General features: G+C 41.5%; 10 protein-coding genes and 3 tRNA genes. 8 read left to right on the top strand and 5 right to left on the bottom strand.

Annotation, left to right across the window (positions count from 1 at the left end):
- Positions 1–370 precede the first annotated feature (370 nt).
- The 4 genes from B9Y81_RS05730 to B9Y81_RS05715 all read left to right on the top strand — a co-directional run bounded on the left by B9Y81_RS05730 (position 371) and on the right by B9Y81_RS05715 (position 2,256).
- Positions 371–444, top strand: a tRNA-Arg gene (locus B9Y81_RS05730).
- A 36-nt stretch (positions 445–480) separates the two neighbouring features.
- Positions 481–554: transfer RNA gene (locus B9Y81_RS05725), tRNA-Arg, on the top strand.
- Between the two features lie 35 nt (positions 555–589).
- Positions 590–663: transfer RNA gene (locus tag B9Y81_RS05720), tRNA-Arg, on the top strand.
- A 78-nt stretch (positions 664–741) separates the two neighbouring features.
- The gene (locus tag B9Y81_RS05715; RefSeq protein WP_085536055.1) at positions 742–2,256 is read left to right on the top strand and encodes a phosphomethylpyrimidine synthase ThiC; all 1,515 of its coding nucleotides are present in this window, start codon (positions 742–744) and stop codon (positions 2,254–2,256) included.
- Here B9Y81_RS05715 and B9Y81_RS05710 read toward each other — a convergent pair.
- Positions 2,251–3,108, bottom strand: a complete 858-nt coding sequence (locus tag B9Y81_RS05710) for a patatin-like phospholipase family protein (protein WP_085536054.1) — start codon at positions 3,106–3,108, stop codon at positions 2,251–2,253. The genes B9Y81_RS05715 and B9Y81_RS05710 overlap by 6 nt on opposite strands.
- Before the next feature lie 287 nt (positions 3,109–3,395).
- Here B9Y81_RS05710 and B9Y81_RS05705 point away from each other — a divergent pair, with 287 nt between their 5' ends.
- Positions 3,396–4,256 carry a phospholipase A gene (locus tag B9Y81_RS05705; protein ID WP_176221458.1) on the top strand — a complete coding sequence of 287 codons (861 nt, stop codon included), beginning with the start codon at positions 3,396–3,398 and terminating at the stop codon, positions 4,254–4,256.
- A gap of 7 nt (positions 4,257–4,263) precedes the next feature.
- On the opposite strand, the gene B9Y81_RS05700 is transcribed toward B9Y81_RS05705, so the two are convergent.
- Positions 4,264–4,518 carry a hypothetical protein gene (locus B9Y81_RS05700; RefSeq protein ID WP_085536052.1) on the bottom strand — a complete coding sequence of 85 codons (255 nt, stop codon included), beginning with the start codon at positions 4,516–4,518 and terminating at the stop codon, positions 4,264–4,266.
- Between the two features lie 130 nt (positions 4,519–4,648).
- On the opposite strand from B9Y81_RS05700, the gene hemG reads away from it, so the two are divergent.
- Positions 4,649–6,022, top strand: a complete 1,374-nt coding sequence (gene hemG / locus B9Y81_RS05695; protein ID WP_085536051.1) for a protoporphyrinogen oxidase — start codon at positions 4,649–4,651, stop codon at positions 6,020–6,022.
- Here the strand turns inward: hemG and B9Y81_RS05690 are convergent.
- From B9Y81_RS05690 to ppdK, 3 genes are all read right to left on the bottom strand, one after another.
- The gene (locus tag B9Y81_RS05690) at positions 6,019–6,783 is read right to left on the bottom strand and encodes a DUF6599 family protein (RefSeq protein WP_085536050.1); all 765 of its coding nucleotides are present in this window, start codon (positions 6,781–6,783) and stop codon (positions 6,019–6,021) included. The genes hemG and B9Y81_RS05690 overlap by 4 nt on opposite strands.
- 1 nt (position 6,784) lies before the next feature.
- A complete protein-coding gene (locus B9Y81_RS05685) occupies positions 6,785–7,945 on the bottom strand; it encodes a DUF362 domain-containing protein (protein WP_085536049.1) in 1,161 nt (386 codons plus the stop codon).
- Positions 7,946–8,263: 318 nt separating this feature from the next.
- On the bottom strand, positions 8,264–10,984 hold the full coding sequence (gene ppdK, locus B9Y81_RS05675; RefSeq protein WP_085536047.1) for a pyruvate, phosphate dikinase: 2,721 nt from the start codon (positions 10,982–10,984) through the stop codon (positions 8,264–8,266).
- A 184-nt stretch (positions 10,985–11,168) separates the two neighbouring features.
- On the opposite strand from ppdK, the gene rlmD reads away from it, so the two are divergent.
- Positions 11,169–12,581 (top strand): 23S rRNA (uracil(1939)-C(5))-methyltransferase RlmD, encoded by a 1,413-nt coding sequence (gene rlmD / locus B9Y81_RS05670; RefSeq protein ID WP_085536046.1) that lies wholly within the window; start codon positions 11,169–11,171, stop codon positions 12,579–12,581.
- Positions 12,582–12,596: 15 nt separating this feature from the next.
- Positions 12,597–13,976, top strand: coding sequence for an MltF family protein (locus B9Y81_RS05665; RefSeq protein WP_085536045.1), 1,380 nt, complete (start codon positions 12,597–12,599; stop codon positions 13,974–13,976).
- Positions 13,977–14,016: the final 40 nt, after the last annotated feature.

Genomic DNA, 14,016 nt, shown 5'->3' with positions numbered 1-14,016 from the left:
AATTTCTCCCGTCATTAAATTAAGTAAATTGTTACATTTCCGAACAGACCTTTATGCCTTTGCCCCTATCTATGAGATAAAAAAAGAAACATCCGTTGTCGAAACCAGAAACGTTTATACACCTTATTATGGCGAATTTCTGAAATCATTCAATTATATGGGAGAAGCAGCCTTTGTTCTTCAGCTTCCTTTTGCTTCAGTCAGCCTCTATGCAAACGGATATAGCTATCCCAAACGCAACTTCAATTTCGGATTGAACATTGGTTATCTGCTATTTAACCCTAAGATGCTGGATTAATAAGAAAAAGATGCCCTAAACTTTTGGGAGGAAAGAAGAAAATACTACCTTTGCACTCGCATTAAGAGTAATGGCCGCGTAGCTCAACTGAATAGAGTAGCTGACTACGGATCAGCCGGTTACAGGTTTGAATCCTGTCGCGGTCACATTTGCTCTTTGACATGTTTAAACAATTTTTGAATGGCCGCGTAGCTCAACTGAATAGAGTAGCTGACTACGGATCAGCCGGTTACAGGTTTGAATCCTGTCGCGGTCACTTCAATTCATAGTAATGTTTAAACTTTTTAGAATGGCCGCGTAGCTCAACTGAATAGAGTAGCTGACTACGGATCAGCCGGTTACAGGTTTGAATCCTGTCGCGGTCACAAAAAAACGTTGGAAATAAAACTTCCCAACGTTTTTTTTATTTAATTTAATTGCCATTTTAGGTACGGTTAGAAATTATGGCTGGTAAAAAAAATATACGAATTAGTTTTCCTGCATCTGAAAAAGAATATATCCCGGGTGAAAAAAACAAAATTCATGTCGGAGTACGAAGGGTTACTCTTTCCGATACAATTGTGACGGATATTAATGGGGTTAAAAATGTAAAGAAGAATAATCCCGTAATACTTTATGATACAACCGGTCCTTTTTCAGACCCTAAAATGGACACTATTCCTCAACTTGGTATTCTCAGAATAAAAGACGACTGGAATAACAGAAAAAAAGACCAGATAAAAATCAACAATGCTTTTATTGCGAAGAAGGGTAAAAACATTACTCAGTTATATTATGCCAAACGTAGGGTTATAACACCTGAAATGGAGTATGTAGCTATCCGCGAAAATCAACAAGTTGAAGAGCTTGGCTTAAAGTCTCACATTACGCCGGACTTTGTACGCAAGGAAATTGCTGCGGGACGTGCCGTCATCCCATCCAACATCAATCACCCGGAAGCTGAGCCAATGATTATCGGTAAGACTTTTCTGGTGAAAGTAGCTTCACGGATTAGTTATGGCAGAGAAGTATTTCTGCCGGAAAACGAGGTAGAAAAAATTGTCTGGCGTTGCAAATGGGGAGCTGATCTACTTATTGAAAATGACGACGACGCCCATTTAACTAATACACGAGAGCTCATATTACGCAATAGCCCGGTTCCATACTGTACAACTCCTCTTTTTGATGCGCTCAAGCAATGCGATGATCCTGAAAAATTAAAATGGGAGACATTCCGTGATGTTTTAATTAATCAAGCAGAACAAGGCGTGGATTGCTTCGTTATTCATGCCGGTTTATTAAAGAAACACCTGAAACAAACCGAGGTACGCTTAACAGGAATCGCCGAGCCGGCCGGAATATTCCTCCGGAATTGGATGAAAACAAATAATAAGGAGAACTTTCTTTATACGCATTTTTCCAATATATGCGAGGTGTTAAAACAATATGATATCACGCTAATATTAGGTAGTGCGTTACGCCCCGCTTCAATTTATGACGCAAGTGATGCTGCCCAGTTTTCTGAATTACGCATATTAGGCGAACTTGCCGAAAAAGCGAAGGAGAAGTATTTTATTCAGGTTATCGTAGAAGGTCCGGGACATACCCCACTTAATAAAATTAAAGAAAGCGTAAAAGAGCAACAATACATCTGCCAACAAACACCGTTTTTCACTGCGGGCCCGGTAAGTACAGACATTGCTCCGGGACAAGAATACATCGCTTCAGCTATCGGAGCAGCTCAAATAGCATGGCAGGGTGTATCTTTAATTTCGGATCAAACAGTATCCACAGATAAAGATGCAATAAAAGAAAGATTGATCGCTCATAAAATAGCAGCGCATTCCGCCGATCTGGCAAAAGGACATCCCGGTTCGCAAGTACGTGACAATGCGTTAAGCAAGGCGCGATTTGATGGGCGTTGGAAAGATGTTTGCAACTTATCCCTCGATCCGACAAAGACAGCCAAATCTTTATAAAGCCTTAAGAAAACCTTCTCTAAGAAATGTAGATTTAGCACACTCGTATCCTTCCGCATAAAGAGAAGATAGTTTATTTATGCTCTTTTCGGTACGGGTAACTTCCAGTTTTCGAGTTGGGCGGATTACAAGAATATCTCCTTTCGCCTCCAATGCTTCTACATAGTCAAGCTGCTCGTTGTATCTTTTATAGCGAAGTTTTAATTGTTGTCTTAATTCAGGAAATTTTCGATAGATAAAACCCGGAAGAAAAAAGTCTTTATCTTTTTTCCGATAACCCTTATTTCTCGTAAGAACAACCAGGTTTTTACGGTTTCCGTCTGAAATAGACTTTTGTAAAGGGATTGAATCACAAACTCCGCCATCCACCATTGGGGTTCCGTCTACATAAGCGATGGGACACATTACCGGAAGCGAACATGAAGCCCGCACAATGGCAAGCAAACGATCCGGATCTGATTTTTCCTCATAATATTCTGCCTGACCGGTCAGACAGTTACTCGTCACAACTACAAACCGCTCTTTTGTATCGAAAAATTTATCATAATCAAACGGATAATATTTCTGAGGATAAACATTAAACAAAAAATCCATATCAATTACCCCTTTCCCACGTAAGATCGGCATGGCACCTACATATTTATATTCTTTCATCAAATCCACGTATGAATAACGCGAACGCCCTCTCTGTCGTGAAATATAGGAAATACCATTGCTTGCTCCGGCAGACACGCCGATTGTATAAGGAAACCAAATCTGATTATCCATGAAAAAATCAAGTATTCCTGCAGTAAAGGCACATCGCATGCCCCCTCCTTCTAAAACTAATCCTGTAAAATTATCCATACACATTGATCATATAGAACTAACTACAAATGTATGATTTTCTATAGAATTCAGTGTTAAATTAAAAAAATATAATACGAACATTTTAAAATTTATGTTGAATTTCCAGCCAACAAGACAAACAACAATAGTGTGTAAAACGCTTCAGTTCACGATTCATGTAGACAAAAAGAACATTTTTTAATATTTATTGACCGAATAAACTTTATTCAAACGAAGCTATACAAAGGCGTTGACTTAAGAAACTATAAAATAATTTATAACTTTGCCGCCTTAATATTATGTGTAACATTATGATGTTAAGGTTAAAACTTATCCCGGCTTGTTTGGGTACATTCTTTTTTTTATCAGTTTGCAATACTATAAATGCTCAAAATATCTTACCTGAGATTCCTTATGAAACAAAAGACGTAAGCAGTATCAGGGCAGAATTAGATAAACAACCGTCCTTTACTGCATTTAAAGATAATTTAGGGTTGATCGGTACTACAGTAGGTTCTAAACCAACAAGTACAAATTCGGATGCTACATTTCAGCTAAGTGTAATGCAGCGTCTGTCGGACAGTAAGATGCTGTGGAATTCCCATTTTTTCTTTCAATTTACCATGTCATGTTTCCTGAATGTATTCGAACCTTCTTTTCCGCTGCATGATATGAGCATCAATCCGGGATTCGGATTAAACAAATACTTATTCAAAGACGGTAAATATGTTGGGCAGGGCTATGTTATGTTAGAGCATGAATCTAATGGTTTTGACAGTATTCAATCCAGAAGCTGGAACAAGCTATCTGTGGCCGCAACTATTCAAATGACCAGAAATTGGGAACTTCATGCCAAAGGATGGATACCGATTGTAGACGGGCGTTACTCGCAAGACATCGTACGTTATATGGGGTTATTTACCGTTGCGTCTAATTTCAGCACGAACAATAAAAGGGTTAATTTGTCCATGATGTTTACACCTACTTATCGATCCAGACCCGGCGTAAACTCTAAATTCGAACTGAACTACCGCGTGCTGCGAAAAAAGCCGGTTTACGCAATCATGCAATATTACAATGGATACGGCGAAAACTTATTGGAATATAATATGTACAAAAGCAGACTTCGGTTTGGATTCGCATTTAAACCTAAAGATTTTAACCGGTACTAACCTCCGGTTAATCGCATGAATTAATCTTCTTCCTTACAAAACGTGCTCCGACAAATTGTCCGAACACCGCCATAGCGACGAATAACGGGATAAATGCACGGGGAGTTTCTAACCATATACGAACTGCAATAATCACAGGGATAGACGCATGTACGATCAGCCACCAGGGCAATGACAGTTTTCTATACTGTACTCGCCACCGTCCTAAAGGTATATTTAAAAGAAACGCAAGTATTGATACCGCGATAATCTCTATAATCATTTAGCTACTTTTTATTTAGCAACGACAAAGATACTAATTATCTGTTTATCCGGAGAATCGTTTTTTCTTCTGCAAAACAGGTTATTCCACCACCGATTTTGTATTTTTGTAAGGATTAAAGTTTATCGGGATGGATACAACACAAAAAGATGTTATTATTATTGGCGCCGGAATTACCGGATTAACGGCCGGATATTATCTGAAACAAAGAGGTTTTAATGTTTTGCTTATAGAACGATCCGACCGCATCGGTGGACAAATACGCACTTTCCAAAAAGAGGGGTTTATTTATGAAAGCGGACCGAATACCGGCGTTATTTCATATCCTGAAGTTGCTGAGTTATTTTCGGAATTAGCTCCCGATTGTATGTTAGCAACAGCCCGTGAAGAAGCCAAACGCAGATATATATGGAAAGGAGATCACTTCAGAGAGTTGCCGTCCGGACTTTTTTCTGCCTTAGCTACTCCCCTGTTTTCTTTCACCGATAAATTCCGGATTCTGGGCGAACCCTTTCGCGCTAAAGGTCAGAATCCGGACGAATCCGTTGCCGAATTGGCCGTGCGCCGTTTGGGGCAATCTTATTTAGACTATGCCGTTGATCCGTTCCTGTCCGGTGTGTACGCCGGCGATCCTACTAAACTGATCACCCGGTATGCTTTACCCAAGCTTTATAATCTTGAGCAACAATACGGGGGATTTATCCGTGGTACCGTGGCAAAAGCCCGACAACCTAAATCCGCACGTGATCGCCTGGCCACCAAACAAGTATTTTCGGCCACGGGGGGTATGGAATCATTGCCAAAAGCTTTAGGAAAACATATTGGCGAAGAGAACATTGTGCTGTCTGCTTCCGATATTCGTATAAACCCGGAGGCTGATAAATGGCATGTTTCCTTCTCGACAAACAGCGGAAAAGAAACAATACAAGCTGCGAAAATCATCACGGCAGTAGGCGGATACAGTCTGCCGGAATTACTACCCTTCGTTGCTGAAAAAGAAATGACTAAACTTTGCAACCTGCGGTATGCGCCTATCGTGCAAATTGCGGTAGGCATTAAAGACACCGGCAAACTCAAGTTCAACGCCTTTGGGGGATTGGTGCCTACCCGAGAAAAGAAAGATGTATTAGGCATCCTCTTTCCCTCCGCTTGTTTTACTGATCGCGCCCCAGAAAAAGGCGCATTGTTCTCCTTCTTTATCGGTGGTGTGCAGCACGCTGAATTAACGCGATTGACAAATGAAGAATTGGAAGCACTCGTTATGCGTGAACTACACGACATGCTGAAATTTCCAACCGGAACGAAACCGGATCTAATTCATATTTTCCACCATCCTCGTGCCATACCGCAATACGAGATAAACAGTGGCGAACGTTTTGAGGCGATTGAAACCATACAGCAGCAATATCCGGGGCTTTATCTGTCCGGTAACATCAAAGGAGGTATTGGCCTTGCCGATCGTATCCGGCAGGGAACAGAACTTGCTCAATCCATCGCGCATTAAAAACCGAACGGACCGTAGTTTTCTTCTTCGCTATCTAAATCGCTGTTTTTGAGCAAAATCCAATTTTCACCGCTATTTAAAACAGCCTCTTCCCCTGCTTTTTCAAACAAGGACAGCGCGTCTTCTTTTGTTTCAAAGGAGATAAACGCCAGTTTTTCGTCGTCGTTCGCCGAAGGATAAAGCCAGACACCCGTATAGGCACAGTCTTTCAGCAGGTTCGACAAAGACAACTGAGCCGCTGAAAGCGCGATAGTTCCCCGCATAAACTTCAGCACACCGGAATAAGGAGGAGAAATGGTAAGTTGTTCCGGAAAAAGAATATCAGCCCTCTTTAGAGCAGAGGTATAATGCTTCAACACTACATCCGCTTGCGATCTTGCTTTTTCAGAACCCGAAGTGAAAACTAACGACACATAACAATTCCCAACCACACTTTGCAACTGATAAGTGGAAAGACAGTTGATACCTCCGTCGGTATCCGCCTGGTCGCATTTAAAAGTGTGAACAGAATAGATACCATAGGCATCCTCGGGCGTTGGCATTTCATAAATATCCAACGTATATTCTTCTCCGGCATAAAGAATATCACGGGTTGTTAACTTCCGAACGCCGTATTCCAAAAACAAATCCGCGCCACCATTCATAAATCCGTACAAGCCGGTTCCGGTAAACACCCGTTCACGCTTCACCTCAATTTGTCCGGCAAAAAGGAGTGCAGATTGGGTAAGGAATAAAATAAGCAAATACACCAAACGATTCATACTATTCTATTTCAATAGTTTTCAAGTCAATTTTATTAATATCCGAAACACCCAGCTTCAACTCTTCGGCTATTTGCATAAAGCGAAGCGAAACAGGTTTATCTTCTTTCTGTACACCCTCAGCTATTCTTTTATTGATCACGATATCATGTCCAATCCTATCTACCGCTACGGGATCAGAGCCTACCAACATCATGTTGTAGTTACAGATAAACTGCGGATTAGCGGCCGGGCCACCATCAAAACATCCACGAAGCCCATCAACAATGTTCAACACCACCTTATCTCGCAACGGAGGGAAAGCACAAACATAAGCACAGGTTTCGTGCCAAAGGCTTTGATGCAAACGGCTTGTGTTGGAAATCGCACCAAAAGCCAGATTTTTCATACAAAGTGTTACTGCCGCTCCGGCATTTTTCAGGATGGGCACATTAATAATTTTTGTAACCTGTTCGGTACAGATTTTCGTAAAGTATGAATTAACGCCCCCATTTACCATAAAAGGCATTGTGTAGGCATCGTATTCGCCTTCCACATTGGCATAAAAAAAGCAGGATTTATCAATTCTTTCGTCACTATATAATTTCCCGTTTTCCGCGTAAAAGCCCCCTTCGGCATCCTGACATTCCGTTCCTGTAATTCGGATACCCGGATAGTTTTCTTCTGTATAACCGGTTTCATGCAGTTGCATTTCACGTCTGTCCCAAATCACTATATTCTTTCGTGGTATTCCGGACTCTTCCAATTGCCGGATAATCGCTTTTGTCACCGCGTGAGAAGTTGTCAGTAATTTACCTGCCACCGGATTTACCTTCAGTCCGATTACATCCTGAGGGGTTACAAATTGCAGCCATGCCTTTCCCAAAGACTGCTCACCGGTTAGTCCCAGCATAGCCGACTTCAACATTTCATAAGCCGCGTTCTCCGAAGGCAAGCCGTCGATCACGCATGAAGGATGATTGGCACGAACAACACGCCCCGGATACAACCCGGGCATTGAATTTTCGGTACGAGGCGCCGCCATAGCATCAGCAATATTCGTTTCCGGTTTCTCGTTGGCTTTCCCGGCAGGTTTTTCGGGAGCAGCCGCTTTCAGAACCGGCGCAAAAGCAGTGGTCAACCCTCCGGCCGCAACGGCCCTAAAAAAGTTTCGTCTTCGCATGGTATATTAGATTTTTAAGTTTGTTTTCAATAAGATATAATCCCCCAAAAATAGGTAATACAATATTACAATATTCAACCGATTAAATCTAACAGAAACCACCTTCATTTTTTCGCATCCTTTATAAAAAAAAAGATATCCTTTATTTTTGAAAAGATATCCTTTATTTTTCAAAAAATAACCTTTATGTTTTTCCCATTTATAAAGCATTGATTTTCAAATACTTTTGAAACAGGTTTTTTTAGTCTGATTTTCCCGTTTTTTCCACAAAAAAAGGGCATTCATTACGAACGCCCTTTTTCACTTTTTTATCCATTATTATTCCTCTATCGCCGCCTGCGCTGCTGCTAAACGAGCGATAGGTACACGGAACGGAGAACATGAAACATAATTCAATCCAACACGGTGACAGAACTTCACGGAAGATGGTTCGCCACCATGCTCGCCGCAAATACCACATTTCAGATCCGGACGGATTGAGCGTCCTTTTTCAGTGGCCATACGAACCAACTGCCCTACCCCTTTTTGATCCAACACCTGGAACGGATCTACTTTCAAAATCTTTTTCTCCAGGTATACAGGTAAGAAAGAAGCGATATCATCACGTGAATAGCCGAATGTAAGCTGCGTCAGGTCATTCGTTCCGAATGAGAAAAATTCGGCAGAAGAGGCAATACGATCAGCCGTTAACGCGGCACGAGGAATTTCGATCATCGTACCTACACTAAAGTCGATGCGGTCTCCTTTTTCTGCAAATAGTTTTTCAGCAGCACTCCTTATCACGCCTTCCTGTTCTTTAAATTCATAAAGAATACCGGTAAGCGGCACCATGATTTCGGGTTTGGCTATTATTCCTTCTTTTTTCAATTCAAGAGCAGCACCCAATATCGCGCGGGTTTGCATTTCCGTGATTTCCGGATAAGTATTTCCCAAACGACAACCACGATGTCCTAACATGGGGTTCTGCTCACTTAATGAATGAACACGCTGCCTGATTATTTCGACAGATACCCCCATCGTTTTAGCCATATCTTCCTGACCTTTCAGATCATGCGGCACAAACTCATGCAAAGGAGGATCCAATAAACGTACCGTTACCGGGAAGCCATTCATCGCTTTAAAGATACCTTTAAAGTCTTCTTGTTGATAAGGAAGAATCTTAGCTAATGCTTTTTTACGACCTTCTGCATTTTCCGCAAGGATCATTTCACGCATGGCTTTGATCTTTTCGCCTTCAAAAAACATGTGTTCCGTACGGCAAAGGCCAATACCAACAGCACCAAAATCACGCGCAATCTGAGCATCGTGTGGCGTGTCCGCGTTTGTTCTAACCTGTAGTTTGGTGTATTTATCAGCCAGTTTCATCAGATCGTCAAAATCACCGGAAACTTCTGCCGCGATTGTTTCTATCTTACCTTCATAAACCTCACCGGTTGTTCCGTTAATTGAAAGATAATCGCCCTCTTTTAATAGTTTACCATTAACTTCAATCGTTCTTTTCTTATAATCAATGTTTAATGCACCGGCTCCGGACACACAGCATTTACCCATACCACGGGCAACTACAGCGGCATGAGAAGTCATACCTCCGCGAGCAGTCAAAATCCCTTCTGCCACGGCCATTCCGGCTAAATCTTCAGGAGATGTTTCGATACGCACCAAAATTACTTTTCTACCTTCGTCTGCCCAAACTGTCGCGTCATCGGCAAAGAAAACGATCTGTCCGGTAGCTGCTCCCGGAGAGGCAGGCAATCCCTTCACTAACACGTTTGCTTTAGCCAGGGCTTTTTTATCGAATACAGGATGTAAAAGCTCGTCCAACTTATTAGGTTCTACCCGATTCAAGGCTGTTTTCTCATCAATCATCCCTTGTTTCAGTAAATCCATGGCTATTTTCACCATCGCAAAACCGGTACGTTTACCATTACGGGTCTGAAGGAACCAAAGTTTACCGTCTTGTACGGTAAATTCCATATCCTGCATATCACGGTAGTGATTTTCAAGCTTTGTTTGGATAGCGTCTAATTCTTTATATATTTCGGGCATAGCTTCTTCTAAAGAAGCAAATTCACCGGCGCGTTTTTCTTCAGAAACACCGGCAAGCTCCGCCCAACGCTGAGAACCTATTTTTGTGATCTGCATAGGTGTACGAATTCCGGCCACTACGTCTTCTCCCTGAGCATTGATCAGGTATTCGCCATTAAACAGGTCTTCACCGTTACCCGCGTCTCTCGAGAAACAAACTCCGGTAGCAGAAGTATCACCCATATTACCAAACACCATTGCCTGTACCGTAACGGCTGTTCCCCACTCAGCGGGAATTCCTTCCATTTTACGGTAAAGGATCGCGCGTTCGTTCATCCATGAATTAAATACAGCGCAAACGGCTCCCCAAAGTTGTTCGTACGCACAGGTCGGGAAATCTTTTCCTGTTTGGTTTTTAACGGCTGCTTTAAACCTTTTAACCAGATCTTTCAGATCGTCTACAGTTAATTGATTGTCTAATGCTACTCCTTTTTCTTCTTTTACTTCTTCAATAATTGCTTCAAACGGATCAATATCTTCTTTATTAGTTGGCTTCATACCCAAAACCACATCACCGTACATCTGAACGAAACGACGATAAGAATCCCACGCAAAACGCGCGTTTCCGGTTTTGCGAACCAATCCTTCCACTACTTCATCATTCAAACCAAGATTAAGGATGGTATCCATCATACCCGGCATAGACGCTCGCGCTCCCGAACGAACGGAAAGCAATAGTGGATTTTCTATATCTCCGAATTTGGAGTTCATCAATCCTTCGATATTTGCGACGGCCTTTTCGACTTCTTTTGTCAATAATTCAACTACCTTATCCTGTCCTAAGTCATAATATTCAGCGCAAACTTCAGTAGTAATTGTAAATCCCGGAGGAACCGGAACGCCAATTAAGTTCATTTCAGCAAGGTTTGCTCCCTTACCACCAAGCAGGTTTTTCATATCCGCTTTTCCTTCGGCCTTTCCATTACCAAAGGTGTACACTCTTTTCTTTTCCATAATCCAGCTAGTTATTATTAGATTTGTTTTGCAATCTCGACTTTACATTTTGTACAAATATATACTATTTAATGTTTATTAGTAATAAGGAATAATAGCGAAAATATGTGTTTTACAACCATCTAATATTGAGTTATCAAGTAAATATGTACATTTGTGTGGCGAAAAATTAAATGTAAAGAAATTGGCAAAGAGAAAGAAGCAATTACCACTCTTAGAGAAGGTAATGATTACCGGTGTTGGCTCTGAAGGTAAAGCAATAGCGAAAGTAAACGATTATGTGGTATTTATACCTTATGTGGCTCCCGGAGACGTGGTTGATATCCAGTTGACAAGAAAGAAAAACAGTTATGCCGAAGGGCGCGCTGTCTATTTTCACACTTATTCCCCACAACGCGCAGAGCCATTCTGTGAACATTTTGGCGTTTGTGGTGGCTGCAAATGGCAACATCTTCCCTACGATGAACAATTAAAGTACAAGCATCAGCAAGTTATCGATAACTTAACCCGTATCGGAAAAATAGAAATGGAAGAAATCCTGCCTATTTTAGGATCTGAACGGACGGTGTTTTATCGTAATAAACTCGAATTCACTTTTTCAAACAAGAAATGGCTGACAGACGAGGAGGTTAAATCCGGAGCTAAGTTTGACTGCATGGATGCGGCAGGCTTTCATATTCCGGGTATGTTTGATAAGGTGCTCGATATTAATAAATGCTGGCTACAAAGCGACATTTCAAATAAAATCAGGTTGGCTGTCAAAGCATATTGCCTGTCTCACGAAGGATATCCGTTTTTCGACCTCCGCAATCAGGAAGGTTTTGTACGTACATTGATGATACGCTCGTCTTCTACGGGTGATCTGATGGTTGTTGCCGTATTTTATTATGAAGACAAGGAAAAACGCGAAAGTCTGCTTCGTCATTTGCAGGAGCAGTTTCCGGAGATCACTTCGTTATTATACGTAATAAACGAGAAATGCAACGACACGATTACCGATCAGGAAATATGTGTTTTCGCCGGTAAGGATCACATGATTGAAGAGATGGAAGGTCTGAAATTTAAAGTCGGGGCCAAATCTTTTTATCAAACGAACAGCGAACAAGCTTACAACCTGTATAAAATAACCCGTGAATTTGCCGGACTAACCGGAAACGAGGTAGTGTATGACTTATATACCGGTACAGGAACGATCGCGAATTTCGTATCCCGTCAGGCAAAGAAAGTAGTAGGAATCGAATACGTTCCCGAAGCAATAGAAGACGCGAAAGTAAATTCCGAACTGAACGGAATTACAAATACTTCCTTTTACGCCGGAGACATGAAAGATATTCTGGTTGACAGTTTCATCAAAGAAAACGGACAACCTGATGTTATTATAACAGACCCTCCACGTGCCGGAATGCACGACGATGTAATCAATACAATTCTCAACGCGGAACCTAAACGGATTGTTTATGTGAGCTGCAACCCTGCCACACAAGCAAGAGACCTGAGCCTACTAAGCGTGAAATACGACGTAAAGAAGGTAAGACCTGTCGATATGTTCCCCCATACGCATCATGTGGAAAACGTAGTCTTATTGGAAAAGAAATAAAGAAATGCTCTACCTATGTTAAGAAAAGGGCTTATATACTTTTTCTCTTTCAGTCTGCTGACGGGTTGTTTCAGTCCGAAGAAGTCTGAGGTTACAATACAGGATTTGGTTCAGATTAAAGAAGCCGGTGAGATAAAGGCGGTAACTTTATATGGCTCGACTTCCTATTTCCAATATAAAATGGAAGAAATGGGTTATGAGTACGACCTGATCAAAGATTTCGCATATTCGAATGATCTGAATCTTAAAATCCTCGTTGCCGAAAGCGTACCCGAATTAATAGAAATGATTAAAACGGGTGAAGCGGACGTTGCTGCCTATCCCATCTTTGTTAATAACGAACTGAAAAAGGATGTTCTTTTTTGTGGTTATGAAGAGCTAACCAGCCAGGTTTTAGTACAACGTTCCAACAAAGGAGATACAATAATAGGCAACGTTACCGAACTGATTGGCAAAGACATACACGTAAAAGCAAACACAAAATACGCCGAACGTCTGCATAACCTAAATGAAGAATTAGGCGGAGGTCTGCGAATTCTGGAAGTACACGAAGACTCAGTCACAACCGAAGACCTGATTGAACAGGTTTCAAAAGGGGAGATCAGCTATACGGTTAGTGATGATAATTTAGCTCGTCTGAATAAAACCTACCATTGGAACATCAATGTTAATCTGAATATCAGCTTCACACAACGGTCTTCCTGGATTGTCAATAAGAAAAGTCCTGATCTGGCAGCAGCAATCAATGAATGGTCATCCAACAATACCGGCAAACGAGTTTTCAGGGCTACCGTAAAACGTTATTTTGAGCTTAGTAAAATTCCGGAATTAAGTGAAATACCTGATATTAAGAACGGACATATTTCGCCCTACGACTCTTCATTTAAAAAGCATGCACCTACACTCGGTTGGGACTGGCAATTGCTGGCATCAATCGCTTATCAGGAATCAAGATTCAACACAAGAGTAGTTTCGTGGGCGGGTGCTCAAGGATTAATGGGAATTATGCCGGGAACGGCAAGAGGCTTTGGGGTAAGTCCGCACGAATTACAAGATTCGGATATTTCTATCCATACGGCAGTACGCTGTTTAGCCGAATTCCGAAAAGGTTTTCAAAAGATTACCGAACCACAGGAGAAGATAAAATTCACCTTAGCAGCTTATAATGCGGGTATCGGACATATCTATGATGCGCAAAAGCTGGCGGTTAAGTACGGCAAAAACCCATATATCTGGGACAATAATGTAGCCGAATACATCAGACTGAAAAGCGAACCTTCCTACTATAATGATTCTATCTGTAAGCACGGTTATCTTCGTGGATCGGAAACAGCAAATTATGTTTCGCAAATTATGAAACGTTACGCGTATTATAAAGAGCGGACAAAATCATAACAAAAAGGGGCTGAACCTCAACAGCTCAACCCCTCTTCTA

This window comes from Massilibacteroides vaginae (genome assembly GCF_900178525.1).
Lineage (GTDB): Bacteria > Bacteroidota > Bacteroidia > Bacteroidales > Tannerellaceae > Massilibacteroides > Massilibacteroides vaginae.
This window is presented reverse-complemented; position numbering and strand designations above follow the sequence as displayed.

Coding starts and splice junctions, on each gene's coding strand:
- B9Y81_RS05715 (WP_085536055.1), top strand. CDS start 742: ATGGCTGGTAAAAAAAATATACGAATTAGTTTTCCTGCATCTGAAAAA.
- B9Y81_RS05710 (WP_085536054.1), bottom strand. CDS start 3,108: ATGTGTATGGATAATTTTACAGGATTAGTTTTAGAAGGAGGGGGCATG.
- B9Y81_RS05705 (WP_176221458.1), top strand. CDS start 3,396: ATGATGTTAAGGTTAAAACTTATCCCGGCTTGTTTGGGTACATTCTTT.
- B9Y81_RS05700 (WP_085536052.1), bottom strand. CDS start 4,518: ATGATTATAGAGATTATCGCGGTATCAATACTTGCGTTTCTTTTAAAT.
- hemG (WP_085536051.1), top strand. CDS start 4,649: ATGGATACAACACAAAAAGATGTTATTATTATTGGCGCCGGAATTACC.
- B9Y81_RS05690 (WP_085536050.1), bottom strand. CDS start 6,783: ATGAATCGTTTGGTGTATTTGCTTATTTTATTCCTTACCCAATCTGCA.
- B9Y81_RS05685 (WP_085536049.1), bottom strand. CDS start 7,945: ATGCGAAGACGAAACTTTTTTAGGGCCGTTGCGGCCGGAGGGTTGACC.
- ppdK (WP_085536047.1), bottom strand. CDS start 10,984: ATGGAAAAGAAAAGAGTGTACACCTTTGGTAATGGAAAGGCCGAAGGA.
- B9Y81_RS05665 (WP_085536045.1), top strand. CDS start 12,597: ATGTTAAGAAAAGGGCTTATATACTTTTTCTCTTTCAGTCTGCTGACG.